At 38.9% G+C, this 22476-nt stretch carries 27 protein-coding genes; 18 read left to right on the top strand and 9 right to left on the bottom strand.

Annotation, left to right across the window (positions count from 1 at the left end; all coding sequences use genetic code 11):
* Positions 1–2: 2 nt before the first annotated feature.
* Positions 3–698, bottom strand: coding sequence for a type IV secretion system protein VirB10 (gene virB10, locus MOMA_RS02695; RefSeq protein WP_009767080.1), 696 nt, complete (start codon positions 696–698; stop codon positions 3–5).
* 14 nt (positions 699–712) lie between these two features.
* On the opposite strand from virB10, the gene MOMA_RS02690 reads away from it, so the two are divergent.
* Genes MOMA_RS02690 through MOMA_RS02680 form a run of 3 tightly spaced genes read left to right on the top strand, consistent with a single transcriptional unit; the run spans position 713 to position 3252 of the window.
* On the top strand, positions 713–1651 hold the full coding sequence (locus tag MOMA_RS02690) for a VirB4 family type IV secretion system protein (protein ID WP_009767079.1): 939 nt from the start codon (positions 713–715) through the stop codon (positions 1649–1651).
* A 15-nt stretch (positions 1652–1666) separates the two neighbouring features.
* Positions 1667–2323: a VirB5-like protein gene (locus tag MOMA_RS02685; protein ID WP_009767078.1), complete on the top strand. Its 657-nt coding sequence runs from the start codon at positions 1667–1669 to the stop codon at positions 2321–2323.
* A gap of 11 nt (positions 2324–2334) precedes the next feature.
* Positions 2335–3252: a type IV secretion system protein gene (locus tag MOMA_RS02680; RefSeq protein WP_009767077.1), complete on the top strand. Its 918-nt coding sequence runs from the start codon at positions 2335–2337 to the stop codon at positions 3250–3252.
* Positions 3253–3255: 3 nt separating this feature from the next.
* Here the strand turns inward: MOMA_RS02680 and MOMA_RS02675 are convergent, their stop codons facing one another.
* Complete coding sequence (locus MOMA_RS02675) at positions 3256–3483, bottom strand: EexN family lipoprotein (protein WP_009767076.1); 228 nt, start codon at positions 3481–3483, stop codon at positions 3256–3258.
* 32 nt (positions 3484–3515) lie between these two features.
* Between MOMA_RS02675 and MOMA_RS02670 the strand changes: the two genes are divergently transcribed.
* The 6 genes from MOMA_RS02670 (at position 3516) to MOMA_RS02645 (ending at position 6545) form a co-directional block, all read left to right on the top strand.
* Entirely contained in the window at positions 3516–3698 is a 183-nt protein-coding gene (locus MOMA_RS02670) for a hypothetical protein (protein WP_009767075.1), read from the top strand.
* Complete coding sequence (locus tag MOMA_RS02665; protein WP_009767074.1) at positions 3695–4462, top strand: virB8 family protein; 768 nt, start codon at positions 3695–3697, stop codon at positions 4460–4462. The genes MOMA_RS02670 and MOMA_RS02665 overlap by 4 nt, the downstream gene beginning before the upstream one ends.
* Positions 4462–4767 carry a hypothetical protein gene (locus MOMA_RS02660; RefSeq protein ID WP_152411757.1) on the top strand — a complete coding sequence of 102 codons (306 nt, stop codon included), beginning with the start codon at positions 4462–4464 and terminating at the stop codon, positions 4765–4767. The genes MOMA_RS02665 and MOMA_RS02660 overlap by 1 nt, the downstream gene beginning before the upstream one ends.
* A gap of 138 nt (positions 4768–4905) precedes the next feature.
* The gene (locus MOMA_RS02655; RefSeq protein ID WP_009767072.1) at positions 4906–5766 is read left to right on the top strand and encodes a hypothetical protein; all 861 of its coding nucleotides are present in this window, start codon (positions 4906–4908) and stop codon (positions 5764–5766) included.
* A 38-nt stretch (positions 5767–5804) separates the two neighbouring features.
* The gene (locus MOMA_RS02650; protein ID WP_009767071.1) at positions 5805–6167 is read left to right on the top strand and encodes a hypothetical protein; all 363 of its coding nucleotides are present in this window, start codon (positions 5805–5807) and stop codon (positions 6165–6167) included.
* Positions 6168–6338: 171 nt separating this feature from the next.
* Positions 6339–6545 (top strand): hypothetical protein, encoded by a 207-nt coding sequence (locus MOMA_RS02645; RefSeq protein ID WP_009767070.1) that lies wholly within the window; start codon positions 6339–6341, stop codon positions 6543–6545.
* 112 nt (positions 6546–6657) lie between these two features.
* On the opposite strand, the gene MOMA_RS02640 is transcribed toward MOMA_RS02645, so the two are convergent.
* A complete protein-coding gene (locus tag MOMA_RS02640; RefSeq protein WP_009767069.1) occupies positions 6658–7638 on the bottom strand; it encodes a homoserine kinase in 981 nt (326 codons plus the stop codon).
* A 125-nt stretch (positions 7639–7763) separates the two neighbouring features.
* On the opposite strand from MOMA_RS02640, the gene hisF reads away from it, so the two are divergent.
* Positions 7764–8522: an imidazole glycerol phosphate synthase subunit HisF gene (hisF, locus tag MOMA_RS02635; RefSeq protein ID WP_009767068.1), complete on the top strand. Its 759-nt coding sequence runs from the start codon at positions 7764–7766 to the stop codon at positions 8520–8522.
* Between the two features lie 44 nt (positions 8523–8566).
* On the opposite strand, the gene MOMA_RS02630 is transcribed toward hisF, so the two are convergent.
* Entirely contained in the window at positions 8567–9226 is a 660-nt protein-coding gene (locus tag MOMA_RS02630; protein ID WP_009767067.1) for a riboflavin synthase, read from the bottom strand.
* Positions 9227–9516: 290 nt separating this feature from the next.
* On the opposite strand from MOMA_RS02630, the gene MOMA_RS02625 reads away from it, so the two are divergent.
* The 3 genes from MOMA_RS02625 to folK all read left to right on the top strand — a co-directional run bounded on the left by MOMA_RS02625 (position 9517) and on the right by folK (position 12318).
* Positions 9517–9930, top strand: coding sequence for a ComEA family DNA-binding protein (locus tag MOMA_RS02625; RefSeq protein WP_040624978.1), 414 nt, complete (start codon positions 9517–9519; stop codon positions 9928–9930).
* 125 nt (positions 9931–10055) lie between these two features.
* A complete protein-coding gene (gene pcnB / locus MOMA_RS02620) occupies positions 10056–11795 on the top strand; it encodes a polynucleotide adenylyltransferase PcnB (RefSeq protein WP_009767065.1) in 1740 nt (579 codons plus the stop codon).
* A gap of 28 nt (positions 11796–11823) precedes the next feature.
* The gene (gene folK, locus MOMA_RS02615; protein WP_009767064.1) at positions 11824–12318 is read left to right on the top strand and encodes a 2-amino-4-hydroxy-6-hydroxymethyldihydropteridine diphosphokinase; all 495 of its coding nucleotides are present in this window, start codon (positions 11824–11826) and stop codon (positions 12316–12318) included.
* Between the two features lie 100 nt (positions 12319–12418).
* Here folK and MOMA_RS02610 read toward each other — a convergent pair whose 3' ends face one another.
* From MOMA_RS02610 to mnmE, 4 genes are all read right to left on the bottom strand, one after another.
* Complete coding sequence (locus MOMA_RS02610) at positions 12419–13441, bottom strand: adenosine kinase (RefSeq protein ID WP_009767063.1); 1023 nt, start codon at positions 13439–13441, stop codon at positions 12419–12421.
* Between the two features lie 554 nt (positions 13442–13995).
* Positions 13996–15042, bottom strand: coding sequence for a bifunctional diaminohydroxyphosphoribosylaminopyrimidine deaminase/5-amino-6-(5-phosphoribosylamino)uracil reductase RibD (gene ribD, locus MOMA_RS02605; protein ID WP_009767062.1), 1047 nt, complete (start codon positions 15040–15042; stop codon positions 13996–13998).
* A 45-nt stretch (positions 15043–15087) separates the two neighbouring features.
* Positions 15088–15561 carry a transcriptional regulator NrdR gene (gene nrdR / locus MOMA_RS02600; RefSeq protein ID WP_009767061.1) on the bottom strand — a complete coding sequence of 158 codons (474 nt, stop codon included), beginning with the start codon at positions 15559–15561 and terminating at the stop codon, positions 15088–15090.
* A 27-nt stretch (positions 15562–15588) separates the two neighbouring features.
* Entirely contained in the window at positions 15589–16962 is a 1374-nt protein-coding gene (gene mnmE, locus MOMA_RS02595) for a tRNA uridine-5-carboxymethylaminomethyl(34) synthesis GTPase MnmE (RefSeq protein ID WP_009767060.1), read from the bottom strand.
* A gap of 183 nt (positions 16963–17145) precedes the next feature.
* On the opposite strand from mnmE, the gene MOMA_RS02590 reads away from it, so the two are divergent.
* From MOMA_RS02590 to MOMA_RS02570, 5 genes are all read left to right on the top strand, one after another.
* Positions 17146–17856 carry an HAD family hydrolase gene (locus MOMA_RS02590; RefSeq protein WP_040624974.1) on the top strand — a complete coding sequence of 237 codons (711 nt, stop codon included), beginning with the start codon at positions 17146–17148 and terminating at the stop codon, positions 17854–17856.
* A gap of 19 nt (positions 17857–17875) precedes the next feature.
* A complete protein-coding gene (locus tag MOMA_RS02585) occupies positions 17876–18346 on the top strand; it encodes a YcgN family cysteine cluster protein (protein WP_009767058.1) in 471 nt (156 codons plus the stop codon).
* A gap of 169 nt (positions 18347–18515) precedes the next feature.
* Positions 18516–19418, top strand: a complete 903-nt coding sequence (locus tag MOMA_RS02580; RefSeq protein WP_009767057.1) for a CBS domain-containing protein — start codon at positions 18516–18518, stop codon at positions 19416–19418.
* A 17-nt stretch (positions 19419–19435) separates the two neighbouring features.
* Positions 19436–21019, top strand: coding sequence for an apolipoprotein N-acyltransferase (lnt, locus tag MOMA_RS02575; protein ID WP_009767056.1), 1584 nt, complete (start codon positions 19436–19438; stop codon positions 21017–21019).
* A gap of 126 nt (positions 21020–21145) precedes the next feature.
* On the top strand, positions 21146–21592 hold the full coding sequence (locus MOMA_RS02570; protein ID WP_009767055.1) for a hypothetical protein: 447 nt from the start codon (positions 21146–21148) through the stop codon (positions 21590–21592).
* 71 nt (positions 21593–21663) lie between these two features.
* Here the strand turns inward: MOMA_RS02570 and MOMA_RS02565 are convergent, their stop codons facing one another.
* Positions 21664–22473: a Rossmann-fold NAD(P)-binding domain-containing protein gene (locus MOMA_RS02565; protein WP_152411756.1), complete on the bottom strand. Its 810-nt coding sequence runs from the start codon at positions 22471–22473 to the stop codon at positions 21664–21666.
* Between the last annotated feature and the right edge of the window lie 3 nt (positions 22474–22476).

Here is a 22476-nt window from a genome sequence, read left to right as displayed (position 1 = left end):
CCTTACCGTCTTTGTAGTTTGTAAACATCGCTAAAATCCACATCACGAGCAACAGTGATACTAATTAGCGAGCCTTGATTGATGGTGGCGGTAGGCGGTATGTTAATGCTGTTTTTCAATGCTTCTTCTGCCAATTTTGAAGTGGTGTTTGAAGTATTTTCTATATTTGTGCTGTTATCACCTTGTTTTTCTTGTTTTTGTAGATGGGTTGTGCCGGCTTTAATGGCATCTTGGATAAAACTTAGCATAATCGCACTGCCAAAACGCTGTGCAAAATGATTGTTTACTCTTGCACCAACGCCCATTTCACCCAGTTGTCCTGTAGCAGGGCTATTAATATTAATGGTTATGCCGTTTGGCGTGTCTATACGTGTCCATAGCACAAAAACCCTGGCTTGTCCTTGATTAAGCTGTACATTTTGTTCACCAAATACGCTAGAACCACGCTCAATGAGTAAGGTTTTACCATTGGCACTGTAAACATCTTTGGTAATTTGACAAGTAGCAAAACCCTGATAAGTGCTGTCTATTTTGGTTTTTAAAACACAAGGAATGGTTGTGCCACGCACAAGCAATAATGACATGTCGCCCATTTTGCTAGCAGATACGCCAGTTGTGCTTGTTGGCTCTAGATTTTTGGCAAGGTTATTTTTATGATCGCTACGATTTTCAGTGCTTGTGCTTGCTTTTTTTGCCACAATTAAGGGGATTTTTGAATGATTTGGTGGTAGGCTGTGCCAATGACAAAGGCATTGAATGCACAAGTGAGGAGCAAAACCAAATCAAAAATGCCATTGACACAGTGATGAGTTTACCGCCAAGTATTAGACGTTTTTCAGCTCTTTTGCAGTCAATTTCTGATAAAGGTGGCAACTGTCTATACCAAAGACTGCTTAAATGGTGTCAAACCGAGGAAAATACAGGACGTTTTGCGTGGGTTTTGGACAATCCGATCAATCAGTTTAACCCCGATGATTTTAAAATTGTCGGTTTTGAAGTCGGTGAAATTTTAAAACCAAGCTATCAGCCAACCGAGCCAATTTTGGCGTGCTTACTGTATCTAAAAGCCCAAATGACTAAAAATTATGACTTGCTTTGTACCATTGTAGAAGAGTTTTGGTTGCCACTTATGTACAAAATACCGCAAGACATGATGTTAGACGTGCTAAAAACAGGCCGTAAGCGTGGTGAATTTATGTTGCTGATCACCCAATCACCTGAAGAAGCGGTTAAATCACCGATTTTTCCTGCCATTGTGCAACAAACGCCAACCAAGATACTTTTGCCAAATCCTGATGCCGAGTACAAAAACGAACAAGGCGGCGGTTATAGCCGTATTGGTCTTACTCAAAAAGAATTCAATCAACTACAAAAATTAGCATTAGACAGCCGTACTTTTTTGGTGAAGCAAGGCCATCAATCAAGCTTTAATGTACTTGATTTATATGGTTTTGATGATGAAATTTCGGTGTTGTCAGGCACAAAAGCCAATGTTTATTTATTAAATAATATTTTAGCAAAATTTGATAAAAAACCAAAATCTGATGTTTGGTTGCCAATTTTTTATGCAGCAAGGCGTGCTAAAAAGCAAACCGATTTTGATTTTGATGAGTTTATGACAAATCAACTTAACCAAATAACCGCACCATAACCAAAGGATCTTATCATGCGTAACAAAACCAAACAAATCATTTCTGCTATAACATTAATATTTAGCATAACTTCACAATCTGCCTATAGTGCAGCCTTGCCTGTAATTGATCCTGCTGCTATTGCTCAAGCGGTTAAGCAAGTGTATAACCAAATCCAACAGCTTGAACAAATGCGCAACCAGTTAAAAGCAATGACCGGTAATAGTGGCTTAGGTGCTATGCTAAGCGATCCAACTTTACGCAAAATGCTAAACCAATATTTGCCAAAAGGCAAGGGCTATCATGACATTATGGAAGCGGTTAAACGTGGCGATGCCGGGGCTTTACAATCTATTTATGAACAAGTGTTGGCAAATGAACAAAATAAACGCTCACAAATGACTGGTAAAGAACGCCTGGCGATGACAATGGCACTCAACGAAGCTCAACTGATTGGTGCGATCAAAACCTTGGATTTAAGAGCCAACAACGCCCAAAACCTGGTAAATCAAATTAACCGCACCACGGACACAAGCAGTAAAGCGGATTTGATGAACACACTTAGTGCTGAAGCCTCCTTAATTCAAATTGATTTGGCGCGTTTTCAGGTGATGATTGAACAAGGAAAGCAGCAAAAAGAAAGGGCAGAACAACAGGCTATTGATGAATTTAACGAAAAACGCAGACGTTAAAAAGGCTTGTGATGGACGTTTTTAGCAAGATTTTCCAAAATATCGATAACGTTGTGATTAATACCATTACAGCGAATGTCTCTAATGTTGCTAATATCATGTCGCCAATCTTTTTGTCAGGCTTTATTGTTTACTGTTTGTTTGTTTTTTTGTCGTATTGGCAAGGAACAAGCGTAGAGGCAACCATAGTAGATATGATTAAGCGTGTGATGTCATGGGCGGTTGTTATCGGTTTTGGTATTAATATCGCAGCTTATAACGACACGATTGTTCCAATTGTGCTTGGGCTTGGTGATGATATCACCCAAGCATTTAACGGTACAAATGGAGCAAGTGGTGCAGAATTAGATAGGCTAAGCAGTCAATTGGTGGATTTTGTTAATAAAAATCAAAAAAGCGTTGGATCTTTTGATGTCGCCGGGAAAATAGAAGTTGTTATCCAAAATGCGGTTGTGATTATTTCGTTTGGTTTGTTTTTGGTCATTGCCGGGGCTTTTATTCTGTTGGCAAAAGTGATGTTGGCAATTTTAGCAGTACTTGGGCCGCTGTTTATTCCGTTGTTTTTATTTCCCATGACTCGCCAATATGCCATGAATTGGGTGAATCAGGTGGTTACTTTTTCTTTGTATTTGGTGATTGTAAATGTTACAGCAGGGATATTTATTGCTTATTTAAATGCTGATTATTTTTCAGGAGCGGAATTTGAAACCCAAAATGGGTTTATAAATATTATTCTAACTTCGCTACTGTTTTTTGTGGTTGTGCTTAAACTGCCTGAATTGGCAAGTGGTTTAGGCAATGGTATTGTGAATAATGGTTTTGGTGGGGCAATGCAAGGTATTAGCAATGTCAAAAGATTAACCAGTGGCAAGCAAAATCAGCCAGTGCAGAAGTCTGGCGAAAGTGGCGGTAGTATAAAAAAGGTGTAATGGTTATCTGTTAACGTGTTTTCTGTACTCCTCTATTTTCTTTCTTTCGTTTGCTTCATTGGCATTTTTACAATTGGTATCGGTTTGTTTGTTGTTGGCACAGTCTGCTAAAACTTGAGCGCGTATATCATCGTTATTGTACAAATAATCAACGGTGTACTCTTCTTTAGCACCACAGGCACTAAGTAGTGTTGTTAATAAAGCAACTGTAAGCAAACCATTGATTTTCATGGGGTTTTCTACCTTTTTAAGGAATTTAGGCAATGAAAAAACTAACAATTTTCTTATTGTACACAAGTTTAGTTGGTTGTGCAAGCCATAAACCACCAACACCAACTGGCAAATGGGTAGCGGTTAATCAAGCAGAGTTTACACCGCCCAACGCTGTTTTATACAAAAAATCGCAAATAGATTTAAAAAATAAACCAAAAGGCGAGAAAGAATGAGTTTTTTTAAACGTAAAAATGGCAGTGATAAACCAAAAGCACCAAAGCAGGTAAGTGTCAAAGAAGCCACACACGATTTTATTAAGGCATCTAAAGAATTTGAAAAAACACGCTACTTAGAGATGGAAAAAAGCCGTATTTTGGCGTGGAAAGTTGCGTTTGGGGCGTGTGTGGTAGCGGTTGTCAATGCCATTGCTATTGTTGGTTTAACGCCATTAAAAACAGTTCAGCCGTATGTTATTCGTTATGACAACAACACCGGGGCGACGGATATTGTTGGCATGTTTAACGGTGTCATTGATGAAAAACAACAAGAAATCAGTGCCAAATACTTCTCCGCTATGTATGTCAATTTGCTTGAAAGTTATGACTGGTATACGCTACAAAGCCAAATTGACAAGGTTATGCTGTTTTCTGATAGCAATATACAGCAGCGTATCAATACCAAATACTCAAAACCTGACGCGCCGCATAAAATTTACGAAAATTCAAAACGCATTGAAATAAAAATTAATAATGTTTCAGTGATTGATGAAAAAGGCTTAATTCAAGTGCGATTTACCAAAACCCTTGTTCCTGTAGATGGAGGCAACTGGAGCGAACAAGAACAAAAAATGTCGCCTAAGCCCGTGGTAAGCAAGCATATAGCTACCATTGGCTATCAATTTGTTAATGTACCAACGGTTGATGATGTACGCCTTGTTAATCCATTTGGCTATCAGGTTGTCAGTTACCGAGTTGATGAAGAGTTTGGGGGCAATTAATGATGAAAATGCTTTACAAATTAATTACAAATGCCTTGCTTTGCATATCATTTTTAACAATTATTATACCAACTGCTTACGCCCAAAGTTTACCACAATCAGCAGGATTAGACAGCCGTGTGCAGGTTTTTAATTATAGCCCAAATGAGGTGTATGTGATTTATACCAAAGCAGGTTATGCAAGTCTTATTCAGCTTGAAAACGATGAGCAAATTGATGATAACGGTGCATTGGGTATGGACCTTGGTTTAGAGCATGGGTTACGTCGTTTACGTAGCCACCGCAGATCATGCCACCGATTTTAAGGGTGGTTTGGGTAATCATAATATGCTCCGTTTGTTAAAAAACATTACTATAAACCTTAACCTAGGGGGAAGGTCAAGTGATGTTACATTTTTTTTACAATTATAAAAAAATCAAAAAAGACTACAGGCAGTTGGCAAATGACAAGTGTGGGTTGGTTTAAAAATAAAATTAATTATTTTAATATAGCTAAAAATTTAGGATATTTTTGTTTTTCTATCAATAGGCTTTGTATGGTTTGGACAATTATTTTTTTTGGTGTTATAGGCTTTTTTTACTGGGTTCATGCTACTTCTAGCGAAAGAGATGCCAAAAAAGCACTGGATATTATTGGCAACAGCCACGAATTAATTCAAGAGCATTTCCCTTACAATGTTAGATATCGTAGCGCTTGGATGGATATCATATGTGTAGAGGCAGCCTATTTAACTTTAATCGTCTTTATTCATGGTTTAACGATTGATGGAGATGGAAGTCGCCAAAAACAAGAAATGGTGCAAATCATTATTAATACGTGGTCTAAATTTATTTTAAAAGTATCAACCTTGCCAGATACACCACAAAACATGAGTTTAGTGAGAAAAAAATTAACGCAAAGAGGCTTAACTTATATCCCATTAATTGATAAGTATTTTGAGCAAATAGCTTACAATGATGCATTAAAAAATAGTGAAAATAAACTTACTTATGAAAATTATGAATTATATGAAAAATTTATGAAATTTTCCCTAGAAAATTATGAAGAAATTAAATCAAATGAACACTCTTACCTAGCATTCCATAGAAATAAAGGAGATGATTATTATTATGGAGATATATGGAAGAGCATAGCCGAAGAAGCAGGAAATGCGGCTCTAAAGACACATGATGATTGTGATTTTTTATTCAAAGAAAATGGCTTGGGTTTAAAAATAGATGAAAGAGCTAAGTTTATACGCCATCACATAATTTTTACTTTATTTGTTTGTTATAATTTTAAACAAGATAGACATATTAGTTAACAATATTTCTTTTGAATACACCAAATTAAGGAAAAATCATGGAAACTTTATCTTGGATAGTTGGTATTATCATTGTTATATTTATTTACGCTTATCGCTCTGGACACAAAAGACAACTTGATTACCAAAGAGTAATGGCGGATTTAACGCAACAACTCGCAAGCAATCCAAGTAGATTTTTTGCCCCACAATTTCATTTTTCCGCCGATAATTTCATCGGTAGAGACGAACTTGCTAAACTTTTAATGATTAAAGTGATTAAATTATCACTGGAACGCAATATCCGTTCACCTATCAACGCCAATATTATTCCATCAGATATTGAAACTTTACCAGGTGCAAGGCAAGACTTTCAAAAATTATTTTTGCTCGCCTACTCTATTGTAAACGATAGGGGCTAGCAACTGCTTTTTAAAACCTTCGCAAATTTATTATAGCTACTCATTTTAAGTAGATTTGGGTGGGTTTTTTGGAACTGTATGAATTGTATGGACAGCCCCTGCAAAATTTAGCAAATCCAAAGATAAGGAGACTGGTTTAAAGTCAAAGCGATGCAATAATCATCGCTTCATTTGTATTTACTAGCAAGCGGTTTTACCTCAAATAGCGTAAAAGCCTTGATTGAACGTTTGGATAACGATCCTGATTTTATTCCTGAACGCATTGTATTATTTGGCACAAATATGGAGAGCGCGATGCAAAAAGAATTGGTGCAGGCGGTGCAAACCTATGCCAATAAAAAAGAATTGAATAATTTAAGTGTATTGGCGAGGTATTGATGACAGGTTTTACTTAATAGGTGCGTGGCAGTGATGATAAAAGCCGCCAAATTTAACGGCTTTTTGCCTTTTTGCTTAAAAGTTTAAACTTTAAGTTTAAACTTTTTCAAAGTTACACAAAACTCCAATGATAACTTGCCAAGCGTTTCATCAAATCAGGGTTTTTTACCATAATGTTCTCGCCTGTGCGCCCTTGCTGACGGTTATAATAAATGACATTTAGGCGCAACAACCAAAAAGTAAGCCCCGCCTTAGCAAGGGTAATTGGCAATGCGGTTTTTTCATCATCGGTTAAAGGTCGAACGCTTTCATAGCCATCGATCATCGCTTGCATTTTGTTACGGTCAAATGCCACTGTCTCGCCACTGTTGGCATCGCCCCAATGCGTGCAAAAATCATTGATCGTAATTGCCAAATCCATGACAAAATATTCAATAGAAACCTCGGTAAAATCCAACAAACCTGTAAGTTTGGCAGTTTGCCCACCAAAATCCCACAACGTATTATCAGCAAACATGTCTAAGTGGCATAAGCCCTTTGGCAGATTTTTGTGTGCCAAATTTTCATACGCCGTCCAAATATCACTCATCAGTTTTGCTTCATCGCTTGGCATAAATTTCATTTCACGCTCTTTAACCAAATGCCACGGATACAGCTCCACGCCATAATGTTCGGCAGGTTCTAACGTTTTTAACGTTTCATGTAAAGTTGCCAAAGCATGCCCCATTTGATAACACATATCAGGTGTAATATCAGTTGGGTGCTTGCCTGACAACTTAGGCAACAGCAAAATCGCTTTATTGTCAAAATAAAGCAAAAACTCACCATTATCCGCTTTTAACGGACAAGCCACAGGCAACTTGTCGTTTAAATTTGCCAAAATCAACGCCATTTTTTGGATTTCGTGCGGTTTTCGCTCCTCAAACAGCGTAAAAACCAAAGACGGCTCGCCCAGATTGTCATCTTTGGTTTCGATAAACCAGTTGGAGTTTTTAATGCCTTGTGTAATTGGTAAGGCAGATTTAAACGCCACTCCAAAACGTTTACAAAACTGGCTAAATTGTTCATTGCTTAATTGGGTATAAACAGACATAATTGTTCCTAAAATTTTTTAAAATAAATGGTTGAAAATTCAAGCTATTATAAGATATATTAACCGTTTGACAAAATAAAAACCATTTAAAACCATTTAACAGAATAAAAAAAACAGGAAAAACCATGCTTGCCAAACGAATTATCCCTTGCCTAGATGTTGATAATGGTCGCGTCGTTAAAGGCGTTCAGTTTTTAGACATCAAAGATGCAGGCGATCCTGTCGAAATTGCCAAACGCTATAACGAACAAGGTGCAGACGAAATTACTTTTTTGGACATCACCGCCACGCATCACGGACGAGATACCACTTATCATACAGTAGAACAGATGGCAAAAAGCGTCTTTGTGCCTTTAACCGTTGGAGGTGGTGTGCGAAAAATTGACGATATTCGCAATTTATTAAACGCAGGCGCGGATAAAGTTTCTATCAATTCAGCGGCAATTTATAACCCAGAATTTGTACAAGATGCATCAAGCAGGTTTGGGGCACAATGTATCGTGGTTGCTATTGATGCCAAAAAAGTTTCTGACAACCATTGGGAGATTTTTACCCACGGTGGTCGTAATGCTACAGGCATTGATGCCGTTGATTGGGCGGTAAAAATGGCAAATTTTGGAGCAGGTGAACTGCTTATTACCAGCATGGACTCAGATGGTACAAAACAAGGCTATGATTTGGCCTTGATGCGCACAATTAACAATAAAGTTACTATTCCAACCATTGCATCGGGCGGTGTTGGCAATTTACAGCATTTGGCGGACGGCGTGTTACAAGGCGGTGCAGATGCGGTATTGGCAGCCAGTATTTTTCATTTTGGTGAATACAGCATTTTACAAGCCAAACAATTTATGGCAAACCAAGGCATTACCATGCGGTTATAGATTTTTTAAACAACCAAAAACAACCGCTTATGTTAAAACCTTGTCTATTTTAAAAAACCATTGTCTGCCAACAACTCAAGCGTTACGCCGTCTTGTTTTTCTTTGGCATTTTCGCCCATTAATAAACGCTCCAAATAACGTGCCAGTATATCTACCTCGATATTTACCACACTGCCCACTCGCCAATGTTTGCCAATATTGGTAACAGAGGCGGTATGCGGAATAATATTTAAGCAAATCACATTGCCCTTAACCAAATTGGTGGTCAAGCTAATTCCATCTACCGTTACCGATCCTTTCGTGGCAACATATTTGGCAAATTCACTAAGAATATCAATTTCAATATAAATAGAGCGTGCATCTTGTTTCATAAGCAAAATACACCCAACTGTATCTACATGCCCTGACACAATATGCCCGCCAAAACGCGTGGTTGGCAACATGGCTTTTTCAAGGTTTACCGTATCGCCAACTTGCCAACGATTCATTGTCGTTTTAGCAATTGTTTCACGTGAAACATCTACTGCATACCAATCTTTGCCAAAATCCACAACAGTCAAACAAATGCCATTACACGCAATCGAGTCGCCAAGTTTGACATCTACAAAATCAAGCTGTGATGACTGAATGCTCAAGCGAATATCGTCCTGAATTGATTCAATTTTTTTGATGAACCCTGTGGCTTCAATGATACCTGTAAACATAATAAATAAGCCTTTTGATACAAAAATTTAACAACCAATGACTAAAAATTATACGTTATTTTTAAAAAAAAGTCATGCAAAAGCACAATCATGCACAGAATCATTCATAAAATACCAGTTAAAGAAAAGATAAATTGCCAAATTGTTTTAATTGTTTTATGATAAGCCTATATTTATGGAAACAAGAAACATTTATGGAAATGAGCAAAACAAACATGTCTGTTGACAAAAGATCATGCAATAAAATTTTTACAAAGTTGCTGTTTTTTACAAGATTGGTATTTTTTACCATGTTGTTCTTAATGGCAAATACGCCCAGTTTTGCCCATACGTGCACACAAACTTTAAGCCCTGAACAAGCGTTTTTGGCAATCAAACAAAACCCAAAAAACAGCCCCAAACATCACGATTTAACCACAAGCTCATTAAGCACAAACTCATTAAGCACAAACCCAGCCGTCGTACAAAATACCGCCACTTATCCGCCACCCATCGCCAATTTTCCAAATCGCATTAATATCAATACCGCCAACGAAGCAGAACTCACTAAGCTTAAAGGCATCGGTGCAAGCAAGGCACAAAACATTATTTTATATCGCAACAGTTTTGGCAAGTTTAACCATGTTGATGATTTGGCAAAAGTAAAAGGCATTGGCAAAGCCACAGTGGATAAAAATCGTCATTTAATCAGCGTTACACCTTAAGCCCTTAAGCAAGTTTTTGGTAGTTTTGGTTGTTTTTATCAATTTACACACAACTTTTACCAACGATTGACAAAAATTTGTTAAAATAGAAAAATCCTTTATTTTTATGTTGAGAAAATTTATCAATGACCAAAAAATCAACGGCAAAAAAAACCAAAATCCGTCAAAATTCAGACCAATCCTTGTCTGTTATCACCGATCGCAAACAAGCCTGTCATGATGCCAAAAATTTGGGCTTACACAAGGGTTATTTGCCAAGCTCTATCAAGGAAGTGATTTTGACGCTTAATCAAGCAGGATTTGAAGCCTACATCGTTGGCGGTGGCGTGCGCGATGCCTTGCTTGGACTTGAACCAAAGGATTTTGATGCGGTAACGAACGCCACGCCAACCCAGATTAAGGCGGTATTTGGCAAGCGTTGTCGCATTATTGGCAAGCGTTTTTTGCTATGTCATGTGTATTCAGGGCGAGATTTGATCGAAGTGGCAACCTTTCGCGGCCAACCAACAGGGAATAACCATACCAACAATGACGGTATGATTGTGCGTGATAATGTATGGGGCGACATACTTACCGATGTGGTGCGTCGTGATTTTAGCATTAACGCCCTATATTATCAGCCGCTTGAGGGAGTGCTGTATGATTTTTGCAATGGGCTTAATGACCTGCATAATCGCACGCTTCGTTTGCTCGGTGATACCAAAATTAGAATCGAAGAAGATCCTGTTCGCTTATTGCGTGCATTGCGTTTTAAAGCAAAATTAAACTTTAAATTTGATAAATCTTTAGAAAAACAATTTTGCACCGATCATTGGGCACTGCTTAGTCAGGTATCGCCTCACCGTTTGTATGATGAAACAATTAAGCTGTTTTCGGGCGGTTATTTAATGAATTTATTGCCATTATTGTACGATTATAAAGCCTTTGATGCCTTGTTGTTTTATCCGCCAAACATGATGACGCCACTGGTGGAACAAGTCGCCTTGAACACCGATAAACGCATTCAAAGTGGCAAAACCACAAACCCTGCGTTTTTTTATGCCACTTTATTGTGGGAAAATTATTTATTTTTGCTCAATAAGCACCGTAAAAAAATGAGTTTTAATGAAGCACAGATTTTTGCCAGCAACCTTGTGCTTGATCGCCAACGCCAACGCACCGCCATGCCAAAATTTGCCGAAAATTTTATTAAAGACATTTGGCTTATGCAAAGCAAATTGGTCGAACCACGCAAAAAAAATCTGTTAAAAATCTTGGAAAATCAAAATTTTAGAGCCGGTTTTGACTTTTTGTTATTACGCGAACAAGTTTTTGCCAAAAACCAGACACTGTTACATTTAATGAATCAGACCATCACGCTTGACAATGAAAGCACACACGGTATGGGGCATTGGTGGGCGTGGTTTCAGACTTTAAACCCAAAACAGCGCGAGCAAGCCATTCATGAATTTGACAGCCAAACGGCCAAACAACGTTTTGCCAACCTATTGACAACCAACGATTCTTTTGAGGCAACAGATAACAAAAAAAGCAAAAAAGGCAAACTCACCGAGCAACAACAACGCGAACGCGAGCAATTACAACAACTGTCTTTGGTTAATCAACCAACAAAAACTTACGATTATTTTGCCAATATTGAAAAAATGCTTGAAGTTAGCAATTCACAGCATCAAGAAAAACGCAACACCAAAGCTTGTGTAAACAAACAACACATTGCAAGTCTTGTGCAAGACATACCCGCTGAACGCAAACACCGCAAACCAAGCTCTACATTATCATTACTGGACAAAAAAAGAGGCTTTACCGAATCTAACAAAACAACCCAAACCAAAAACAAGCGTTCAGTCAAAATCAAACAGGATTAGCAAGTAGGATTAACAAACAGGATTAATCATGTCAAAAAAACTATGCCATGTCGGTATCGGCAGCAATCTTGGCAACGAATTGGGTAAACCCATCGATCACATCAACCAAGCAATTGCTTGGCTAAAAAATCACCCTAACTTTGCTGATTTTTGTGTGTCAAGCCTATACACATCAAAAGCCTTTGGGGTAACTGATCAGCCCGATTTTATCAATGCCGTGGCAAAATTTTACACCGATTTACCTGCCCTTCATATATTAGACATTTTGCAAGGTTTTGAACAACAAGCAAAACGCGTGCGTGTGCGACGTTGGGGCGAGCGAAGTTTGGATTTGGATTTATTGACTTATGGCGACGAACAGATTGACAATGAACGCTTGACCGTGCCACATATGGGTATTTTTGAGCGTAATTTTGTCGTTATTCCGATGCTTGAGATTAGCCCTGACATCGTTATCCGCGGACAGATAATAAAAAACCTTGAAATTGCAAACAAACATCAAGGTTTAACAAGGGCTAAATAACACACAAATAAAATAACACACAAATCAAATAAAAAACCACTGTGTGATTTGCCAAACTTATCACAATGGTTTGATAATTAAACTTACTTAAGTTATCAGTCTAATTAAGATTTTGCAAGGCATATTGGTATTGTTCTGCAGTTAGTCTTGCACCAAATTGAGCAATCACCAAACTTGCCACACAACTTGCCAATTTGCCACAGCTTAACAAATCTTTTCCATCAGCAAAAGCGTGCAAAAACGCCCCTGCATAACTGTCGCCTGCCCCTGTGGTATCCAACACATTTTCTACCGCAACCGATGGTATAAATACTTGATTGTTATCATGTTTTTCAGTCAAATAGTCATCTTGATACGCCACCATCGTACCATTTGCCCCATTGGTTACCACTGCCATTTTTGCCACTTTTAACAACGATTGACAAGCGGTATCGTGCGTGGTGGCATTGGTGTAAAGTTTGGCCTCTTCGCAGTTGCAAAACACCACATCTACGCCACCTGCCAACATCACATCTAAACCATCTTTGGCAAATTTTACCACCGCAGGATCAGCAAAACTTACCGCAATTTTAACACCATGCTGCACCGCTTGTTGTTTTAACGCCAAAATAGCCTCTTGAACAGACGGACTCATTGCCAAATAACCCTCAATATACAGCCAATTGGCATCTGTCAATTGACTAAAATCCACCGCATTTTCATCAATTTCTGCCGAAATGCCCAAATGAGTTTGCATGGTGCGTTCAGCATCAGGCGTAACAAGCGACAAACAAGTTCCAGTAACTCCTTGTTTTGACAATGATTTTTTGGAGGTTTTTACCCCAATTTGATTTAAATCCGCCAAATAAAATTGCCCCAACGCATCATCTGCCACCTGACAAATATAAAACGTCTCGCTACCCAAACTTGCCATAGCCACAATCGCATTGGCCGATGAACCGCCACTTGCTTGTTTGCTTACGCCAATGTTTTGTTCATCTAACGACTGCATTAACTCACGCTGTTCTGACTGACTTGCCAGTGTCATATTGCCTTTTTCAAGGCCTGTATTTGCCAATTGTGTGTCATTTAACAAAAACTCAATGTCCACAAGAGCGTTACCAATACCGATAATCTTTGTCATAATTCACCCTAACGATTTATCTTTAAAAACGATTTATCTTTAAAAACGAAAAACAGCACATTTTAGCACAAACCACACAAATAAACACCGAGGCTTTTTATGTCGCTTTTACACCAAAAACCCAATCTAAACCCAAAGCAATTGTTAAAATTTACTAATAAAAGCATGTTACTTTTTAAAAATTAGATTTTTAATAAAAACCTTGGTAAAATTTCAGGGCATTGTGGGTAACTTTATTCATTACCAACAACTTTATTGGCATTAAAAAGTTATCCACAATCAATTTTTTGGCTTAAAATTTAAACCTTATAAAATTGTTCCACGTGAAACCTTGTAAAAACAATGCCTACAAGCCAAATTGGCATAAAATACATGCCTTAAAAGTTCCACGTGAAACAGTTATCCACCGATTTATAAATCTTATTTTTAAACTCATTTAAACCCAATCAAAGCTGTGGATAACTTTTTAAAACCATAAAAAACGCCAATTACAGCGGTTTAAATCACCAATCATCGTTTAATTTTTCTAATCAATTGCTTGCAAAGGCTTGATGTTACAAAGGCTTGAATGTTAACTTCAAATCATCACCAAGCGTTTCATGCGAAACCATCTTAAAACGCAACTGCTCGCTGATTGAATAAAAATCTGCTACAAACATGGGTTTTGCCGAATTTCCCAACAAACACGGTGCTTGATACACAATAAACTCATCAACCAAACCAGCCTTTAAAAACGCCGTTGCTACGCTTGCTCCTGCCTCCACCAACACATCGTGAATTTGATGATCGGTTTTGAGCTTTGTTAAAACTTGTGCCAAACTTAATTCATCTTGACACAACCAAAAAGGGCGGTTTTGTTGGTATTTTAAAGAAGTTGCTGTTAAATTGAGCCGTTTTCGACGATCCAACACCACCAATAACGGCTGATCGATATCTGCCAAATTAGCAATTTTGTGGCTTCTAACATCAAGGCGTGGCACATCTTGGATAATTGTCTCACTGCCTGTGATTATCGCCCCTGACACAGCTCGCAATTTTTGTACGTCATCGCGGGCTTTGTCGCCTGTTATCCATTTGGACTCGCCGTTTGTCATAGCAATTTTACCATCTAGGCTACAGGCAATTTTTAAGCGCACATAAGGCAAGCCACCCGCCATGGTTTTTAAAAAACCTTGATTGAGATTTTTGGCATCATCTTGACAAACATTTGTTGTTACATTAATCCCGGCGTGTTGTAATTTGGCAATGCCAGCACCTAAGACTTTAGGATTGGGATCGCTTGTTGCAATCACCACGCGACTTACCCCAGCTTTAATTAACGCGTCAGCACACGGCGGTGTACGTCCATAATGACTACACGGTTCAAGGGTAACATAAGCGGTAGCCCCCATCAAATCATCACCAATTTTTTGTATGGCTTGACGCAATGCAAACACTTCAGCGTGTGGCTGCCCTGCTTTATAATGATAGCCCTGTCCTATCACTTGGTTGTCTTTGACAATCACACAACCTACGCAAGGATTGGGTCTTGTGGTAAATTGTCCTTTTTTTGCCAAATTAATGGCAATACTCATAAAATAGCTGTCTTGAGAATTTATCATATTTTTGTTGCATTAAACATTTTTTACATTAGGCATGTTATTGCATTAGGCATCTGCTGTGGTTTTGTTGTCATCAGAAAGCGTAGATAAGGCTTGTTTAAAGGCTTCAATATCTTGAAAATCCTTATACACACTGGCAAAACGCACATACGCCACATCGTCCAGTGCTTTTAATTCTGTCATGACAATCTCGCCTAAAAATTGACTGCTAATTTCTCGCTCACCTGATTGGCGTAATTTTTTCTCAATTCTGCTGATCATAGCCTCGGTGCTGTCGGTCGCAATGGGACGTTTTTGTAATGGCAACAAGATAGAGCGGCGCAGTTTTTGGCTGTCATATGGTTCAACACGTCCATTGGATTTGACAATGCGTGGCATAACCGCCTCGATAATCTCAAAAGTTGTAAACCGCTCGCTGCATGTACTACATTGACGACGGCGACGAACTTGTGCCCCTTCAGCAGCAAGGCGCGAATCCAAAACTTTCGTGTCAATGGCATTACAAAATGGACAATACATAAAAATCCTTAATTGTTTGTTTATCAATCATTTACCAATACAAAAACTACCAAAAATCTTACCAAGCAAATCATCGGCACTAAATTCACCGGTAATTTCACTTAAATTCATCTGGGCAAGTCGTAAACTCTCCGCCATAAGTTCCCCTGCCTGATACACATGAAGCTGCTCTGCATCATTTAAGGCAACTTGCACGCGTTTTAAGGCATCAAGGTGGCGAGTTCGTGCAATCAGCGTGTTTTCAGGAGGGTGAAAACCGACTTTTTCACAGATTTTATCAACCAACTGGGGCAATCCACTTTGTGTTTCACATGAAACATAGGCAAGTCCAAAACCCTCAATGTCTGTTGGCAAATCGTCAATGTGCTTTAATTTATCTGTTTTATTGCCAATCAATAACATATTTTTTGGATTAGGCGATGCACCAAACAATTCTTTGGCAAGCAAAACCGGATCATGATCCACGGTAACATCATAGACAAGCAATACTAAATCAGCGGTTGCAATGGCATTTTTGGCACGATCAATGCCTGCTTTTTCCACAACATCTTCAGTATTGCGTAAACCCGCTGTATCGGTTATATTTAGGGCAAGCCCTTTTAACACCAAAGTTTCTTGTAAAATGTCGCGCGTTGTGCCTGCAATGTCTGTTACAATTGCCCTTTCAGTGCCAGCTAGGCGGTTTAATAGGCTTGATTTTCCTGCATTGGGTCGTCCTGCTATCACAACTGACACACCATCTCGCAACAATTGGCCTTGTTGAGCACCAAAAAGCACGTCCGCCACTTGGGTTTTTAGGGCGTTCAATTGCTTAGTAATGGTCGCATCTGCCAAAAAATCCACATCTTCTTCATCAGGAAAATCAATGGCCGCCTCAACATGCAATCTAAGATGAATGAGTTTGTTTAACAGTTCATTGATTTTTTTAGAAAATTCACCCGTTAACGATCGCATCGCACCACGAGCAGCAGCCACACTTGTGGCATCGATAGCATCAGCAATCGCCTCTGCTTGCACCAAATCCATCTTATTATTTTCAAAAGCACGCATGGAAAACTCGCCGGCATGAGCCTGCCTTGCACCAAGTTCATAACAGCGGCTAAGCAATTGTTGTTGCAAAATCATGCCACCATGCCCTTGAATTTCAACAACGTCCTCACCTGTAAAAGAATGCGGAGCACGAAAAAATAATACCAAACCTTCATCTAAAATCACGCCGTTATCATCATAAAACCGACAAAAATGTGCATAACGTGGCGTAAAATCTTTTGTGCGTTTTGTTAATTTTTTGGCAATTTCGCAGGCAGTTTTACCCGATAAACGAATTACGCCAACACCGCCACGTCCAATTGGTGTTGCAATTGCACAAATCGTAGGTTGTTGCATGTGAAAATCAATCATTGTTTGTAACTTTTGATAAAATTACCATTTTAGCATTGATTGACAAAAAACTAAAATTTTAATTGTAGTGGCTTTTGTTTTTTGTCTTGAGTATTGGTTTTTTATCTTGAGTATTGGTTTTTGCCTTGTGCATTGCTTACTTTTGGATTAAAATTTGGTTTTTTAATAAACAACAAAGCAAAAATGACAAAAAAAACCGTTCTATTTGATCTAGATGGCACGCTGATAGATACCGCCCCTGATTTTATTCGTATTATCAAGGCCATGTGCATTCAACACAACCTACCAATACCGAGCGATGAAGCAATACGTAAGCAAGTATCTGCAGGTTCCAAAGCAATGATAAGGCTTATGTTTGGTGAAGAATTGGCAAATATCAGTGATGACAATCCAAAACTGCTTTTATACCGCCAAGCATTTTTAGATGCTTACGAAGCGGATATTTGTGTTGACAGTTGCTTGTTTGACGGCCTTGATGCATGTTTATCCAAATTAGAAAGTCATAATATTTTTTGGGGCATTGTTACCAATAAACCGCGTTATTTGGCAGAAAAATTGCTAGAAAAATTAAACCTTACCAAGCGTTGTTCGGTATTGGTTTGCCCTGATGATGTAACAAACACAAAGCCTGATCCTGAACCTATGTTTTTGGCATTAAAACAACTCAATGACAAATTTAACACAAGCCTACAAACCAAAAATTGTGTGTATATCGGTGATCATATCCGCGACATCAAAGCAGGCAACCATGCCAATATGCACACAATTGTCGCAGGTTATGGCTACATATCCAAAGACAGTGAAATTTACACTTGGGGGGCGGATATGGTGGTAACTTCAGTAGATGAGTTGGTTAGGTATCTTTATGATTGGATCAAAATTGACACCCATTGAATTGAAAATTTAAATTGATATGAATGAATGTGAAATACGCCCTTTATTTTGGCAAAAATACGCATTGGCTGAATTAACCATCGCTGAATGGGAAGCTTTGTGCGATGGCTGTGGTGCTTGTTGTTTGGTAAAATTACAAGACGAAGATAGCGATGTGGTAGAATATACCGATGTGGCATGCCGACTGCTGGACTGCACAACTGGTATGTGCAAAAATTACACCCATCGACGATCGCATGTGCCTGATTGTATAAGTTTGACTGCAGAATTAATACCAGATTTGCCGTGGTTGCCTGCAAGTTGTGCCTACAAACGCCTATACCAAGGTCAAGGTTTGCCAAATTGGCATTATCTTATCACCCAAGATAAAACCAAAACCAAACAAGCCATGCACCAAAACCATATCAGCGTGGCAGGACGTTGCGTGTCAGAAGATGATGTCGACGAAATAGAACAAGAAGAACGAATCATTTATTGGATTAAGCAATAAATTTTAAGCACAATGAATTTTAAAGACAATGAATCTTAAAGACAATAATTTTTAGCAAAAATTATAAAACTCAATGCAAAAAGTCGCTTATTAACAAAAAAATATTGCAAGATTTGTTAATTTTGGTTAAAGTGTGATTAATATTAGCAACAAGAGGCTTTTGTGTGTCATGCCAGATGACCATTCTCACCCCCAATCAACCAACAGTTGGTCTAAAGGATTAAGGCGTTGGCTGTCTGCTGCCCCTGAAACCCGCGATGAACTCGTCAAACTCATTCACAATTCTCGTCAATTGTTAGAACCTGACACGGTTGCAATGTTAGAGGGCGTATTAGATCTGCCTGCAACCCAAGTGCATGAAATCATGACACCCATCAATCAAGTCGCTTTTATCCAAATCCACAACACCCCAAACGACATCATGCGTGCTTATATGGCAACAGCCCATTCGCGCTATCCTGTTTTTGGTGAAAACCCTGAAGAAGTGATCGGAATTTTGTTAGCCAAAGATTTAATTCCGTTTTTGGTGGATAAAGCACAAAACACCGCACAAAACACCACAGCCGTGTTTGATTTAACCAAAATCTTACGCCAACCAATTTTTATCAGTGAAACCGCACGTTCGGACAGTTTGTTGCGTTTATTCCAAAAAAACCAAATGCACATGGCAATTGTTATTGATGAATTTGGCAATACAGCAGGCGTGGTTACTTTAGAAGATTTGCTAGAAGAAATTGTCGGTGATATCGAAGACGAACACGATGAAATTGACAATAACAATGAAACAAATCCAATTGCACCTGTCATTGGCAAAAATGACACTTGGATTATCCAATCTGGCACGCCGATCGAAGTGTGCAACCAACAACTTGGCACAAATTTTAACCATGACAGTGTCAACAGCATGGGTGGCTTGGTTATGCAACATTTAGGACAAGTCAATGAAGCACTGGGACAATCGGTACAAATTGATGATTGCCAATTAACCGTTTTGTCTATGAATGAGCGATTTATCCAAGAAATTGAATTAAAAAAAGATTATAATAAACGGTCAAATTCAACCAACCTTTAAAAAATCTGTAACCAACCATGCGTCTAACCACTCAATCGCTCAAAAAACAATTAAAATTTCAACAAATTAACCCAAATAAATCAGGTGCAATTGATCAATTTGCCTTATTGCCACGCTTAATGATTGCGTGGTTTTCAGGGGCGGTGTTTTTATTTGCACTTGCTCCGTATTATATTTGGATTATTGCCCTGATTTCCCCTGCGGTTTTGTATGCATTGTTGCTTGCACCGATGAGTAACAAACGGGCGTTTTGGATTGGTGAAATGTATGGCATGGGGCTTTGGTGCGTGGGGGCGTTTTGGCTGTACACATCTATTCACACTTATGGCAATACACCGATGCCGGTGGCAATTGGCATGATTGCAATTATGGGGCTTGTCATGGGGCTGTTTCACGGTTGTTTGGCGGTGGTATTTAACCGTTTTTTTGCCAAACAACCGTTTAGTTTTACTGCTTTATGGGTGATGCAAGAATGGCTAAAAACTTGGCTATTTACAGGATTTCCGTGGTTGTTTGTCGGTTATGCATTTACCGAACAAGTATGGCTAAATAGTTTAGCACCACTATTTGGCGTGCTTGCCTTGAGTTTTGTGGCGGTATTTTTGTCAGCAAGTTTGGTAGAAATTGCCAAAAAACAGTATCATTTTAGCGTATTGGCTGGCATGATGTTACTTGCCAGTACAAGCATTTGGTTATTAAACCCAAATTGGACAACGCCAAAAAACACGCCAAAATTGAGCGTTTCTCTGATCCAAGGCAACATTCCACAAGATTTAAAATGGCTGTTAGAATTTCGCCAAAAAACCCTACAAATTTATGCCGAACTGTCGCAAAGTGAATGGGGGCAAGATCTTGTTGTATGGCCAGAATCATCTATTCCCATGTTACAAACTGAAGCAGCACCATTTATCAGCCAAATTGCTCAAATTGCCAAACGACATAATACCACATGGATTACAGGCATACCCTATGCTGACATTGCCGAATACAATCCAAAAACAGACAAATACGAGCCGTTTTATAACAGTGTCATGGCATTGGGATCAGAGGGCAAGGGCTTGTATAAAAAACAAAATCTTGTGCCTGTTGGTGAGTACACGCCGTTTGAAGGTTTGTTAAATTGGGCCTTGCCAGATCTGATGAGTGGCTCGGTAAGTTTTCGTCCGGGCAAAGCCTATCAAGCCCCACTGCTTGCCAAAAACAACCAAGTCGGTGTCGCAATCTGCTACGAAGTTGCCTATCCTGATACCACGCGACGCAACGCAATCAATACCGATTTTTTATTAACCGTGTCAAACGATGCATGGTTTGGCACATCCGCAGGGCCATTACAACACTTACAAATGGTGCAAATGCGATCACTGGAAACAGGGCGTTGGTTTGTGCGAGCCACCAACACAGGCGTTACCGCCATTATCAACCACAAAGGTGAAATCGTTGACAAAGCCCCACAGTTTCAGCGAGTTGTCTTACGCGGTGAAGTAGAAGCCAGACAAGGCACAACCCCCTTTATGCAATGGGGCAGCTATCCGGTTTTGCTGTTAAGTGGCGTGTTGTTGTTAATAAGTTTATTATCAAAATTGGCAAAAAAATCCCAATAAAACAGATTTTTTCACAAAATACCATAAAAACAGTAAGGTTTTGTACAAAGCGGTTAAAATTTAGTATATAATGACAACTATTTTTATAAGTTAGCAATTAACAATCAGCATTTAGCGAGGTTTAGCATGGCACACCATGAAGTTGTGGAAAACAATGTCAAAAAAGAATTAAGCATGGCATTGGGCGGTATTGTGTTATTTTTGATTATGGTTGCGTTTATTGCAATTGCAGCATTTTTACGCCCTGCAGGTCAGCACCATTCTATAGAATCTCTAAACGCCCAAGCAACACAAGCAGCGTCTAACACCGCAAGCACCACAGCAACAACCGCCACCAATGACGCATCGAGCGTTGCATCGACAGCAACAGGCGTAACCGCCAATACAGATGAAACCGCGAATGAAACCGAAACCAAGCCTGCCACCGCAAATGAAGCCACAGCCAAAGTTGCTTCAGCTGGCAGTAAAACCGAAGCCAAAACAAGCGACAATGGCGACAATGCAGAGAAAAAAGTAGAGAAAAAAGCCAAAGTTGCATCTGTGGCAACCAATGCATCTACAGCAGCAAAATAATTAAAATTTATTAAACAACATCAAAAACGTTAACAATATTTAAAAAAAACAGGTTAAACCATTTAAACCGTTTAAAAAATTGGATCATCACAACAATCCGTAACAACAATCCGTTTGCCTGTTACGGTTAGGTTTGCAGGATTGTCAGTTAAATGTGAAATCGTTAACGGCTTGTGTTTTTTTACCGCACGAATTTGGTTGTACAGTTCATGACGCAAAGAAGATAATTGATTAAACAGATACACAGATTTTAGATTGTCTAAATGGTTTAATAAACCGATTAACTGACAAACAACAAATTTTCGATGCACCAAATTTAACCAGTGCAACTCATTGACATGCGTTGCACTTATTGCACGTTTGGCAAGCCAGTCATTTTTGTGCAATTTGGTTAATGGACAAAAGTCGGTTAATCCTGTTAAACGCACCACACTAACGCGATCGCCCAATAAGCCTTGATAAATCAACTCGCCTGCATAAATCAGCCTTGCAAATTCATCGGTAGGCATAGGCACTGTGTTGCTTGTAATAATATCATTAGGGCTATCTGCATACACTCGGACGGACGAAATATAAAATAAGTTTGGATATTTGCCATTTTGTGCATGCCGTATGCTATTACAAATCGGTTCGGCTGTGGCAACATAAGTACGATAATAATCGGCTATTGTACTTACATCTGGACTAATTATCACAAAAACTACATCAAACATCACGTTAAAATCAGCAGCTGTCAAGTCTTGTGCGTTTTTAACAATTTCATGAACACCGTCAATATTTTTTTGGCTGCGACTTACAAGGGTAATGTTGTGCTGATCTTTTAAGGCATTAACAAGCAATACACCCAATTTTCCTGCACCGATAATTAAAATATTCATCATGAT

Source organism: Moraxella macacae 0408225, from assembly GCF_000320365.1.
Classification (GTDB): Bacteria; Pseudomonadota; Gammaproteobacteria; order Pseudomonadales; family Moraxellaceae; genus Faucicola; species Faucicola macacae.
This window is presented reverse-complemented; position numbering and strand designations above follow the sequence as displayed.

What these genes read in the sequence shown, in the direction of transcription:
- MOMA_RS02685 (WP_009767078.1), top strand. Translation starts at nt 1,667, where the DNA reads ATGCGTAACAAAACCAAACAAATCATTTCTGCTATAACATTAATATTT.
- MOMA_RS02680 (WP_009767077.1), top strand. Translation starts at nt 2,335, where the DNA reads ATGGACGTTTTTAGCAAGATTTTCCAAAATATCGATAACGTTGTGATT.
- MOMA_RS02675 (WP_009767076.1), bottom strand. Translation starts at nt 3,483, where the DNA reads ATGAAAATCAATGGTTTGCTTACAGTTGCTTTATTAACAACACTACTT.
- MOMA_RS02670 (WP_009767075.1), top strand. Translation starts at nt 3,516, where the DNA reads ATGAAAAAACTAACAATTTTCTTATTGTACACAAGTTTAGTTGGTTGT.
- MOMA_RS02665 (WP_009767074.1), top strand. Translation starts at nt 3,695, where the DNA reads ATGAGTTTTTTTAAACGTAAAAATGGCAGTGATAAACCAAAAGCACCA.
- MOMA_RS02660 (WP_152411757.1), top strand. Translation starts at nt 4,462, where the DNA reads ATGATGAAAATGCTTTACAAATTAATTACAAATGCCTTGCTTTGCATA.
- MOMA_RS02655 (WP_009767072.1), top strand. Translation starts at nt 4,906, where the DNA reads ATGACAAGTGTGGGTTGGTTTAAAAATAAAATTAATTATTTTAATATA.
- MOMA_RS02650 (WP_009767071.1), top strand. Translation starts at nt 5,805, where the DNA reads ATGGAAACTTTATCTTGGATAGTTGGTATTATCATTGTTATATTTATT.
- MOMA_RS02640 (WP_009767069.1), bottom strand. Translation starts at nt 7,638, where the DNA reads ATGTCTGTTTATACCCAATTAAGCAATGAACAATTTAGCCAGTTTTGT.
- hisF (WP_009767068.1), top strand. Translation starts at nt 7,764, where the DNA reads ATGCTTGCCAAACGAATTATCCCTTGCCTAGATGTTGATAATGGTCGC.
- MOMA_RS02630 (WP_009767067.1), bottom strand. Translation starts at nt 9,226, where the DNA reads ATGTTTACAGGTATCATTGAAGCCACAGGGTTCATCAAAAAAATTGAA.
- MOMA_RS02625 (WP_040624978.1), top strand. Translation starts at nt 9,517, where the DNA reads ATGTTGTTCTTAATGGCAAATACGCCCAGTTTTGCCCATACGTGCACA.
- pcnB (WP_009767065.1), top strand. Translation starts at nt 10,056, where the DNA reads ATGACCAAAAAATCAACGGCAAAAAAAACCAAAATCCGTCAAAATTCA.
- folK (WP_009767064.1), top strand. Translation starts at nt 11,824, where the DNA reads ATGTCAAAAAAACTATGCCATGTCGGTATCGGCAGCAATCTTGGCAAC.
- MOMA_RS02610 (WP_009767063.1), bottom strand. Translation starts at nt 13,441, where the DNA reads ATGACAAAGATTATCGGTATTGGTAACGCTCTTGTGGACATTGAGTTT.
- ribD (WP_009767062.1), bottom strand. Translation starts at nt 15,042, where the DNA reads ATGATAAATTCTCAAGACAGCTATTTTATGAGTATTGCCATTAATTTG.
- nrdR (WP_009767061.1), bottom strand. Translation starts at nt 15,561, where the DNA reads ATGTATTGTCCATTTTGTAATGCCATTGACACGAAAGTTTTGGATTCG.
- mnmE (WP_009767060.1), bottom strand. Translation starts at nt 16,962, where the DNA reads ATGATTGATTTTCACATGCAACAACCTACGATTTGTGCAATTGCAACA.
- MOMA_RS02590 (WP_040624974.1), top strand. Translation starts at nt 17,146, where the DNA reads ATGACAAAAAAAACCGTTCTATTTGATCTAGATGGCACGCTGATAGAT.
- MOMA_RS02585 (WP_009767058.1), top strand. Translation starts at nt 17,876, where the DNA reads ATGAATGAATGTGAAATACGCCCTTTATTTTGGCAAAAATACGCATTG.
- MOMA_RS02580 (WP_009767057.1), top strand. Translation starts at nt 18,516, where the DNA reads ATGCCAGATGACCATTCTCACCCCCAATCAACCAACAGTTGGTCTAAA.
- lnt (WP_009767056.1), top strand. Translation starts at nt 19,436, where the DNA reads ATGCGTCTAACCACTCAATCGCTCAAAAAACAATTAAAATTTCAACAA.
- MOMA_RS02570 (WP_009767055.1), top strand. Translation starts at nt 21,146, where the DNA reads ATGGCACACCATGAAGTTGTGGAAAACAATGTCAAAAAAGAATTAAGC.
- MOMA_RS02565 (WP_152411756.1), bottom strand. Translation starts at nt 22,473, where the DNA reads ATGATGAATATTTTAATTATCGGTGCAGGAAAATTGGGTGTATTGCTT.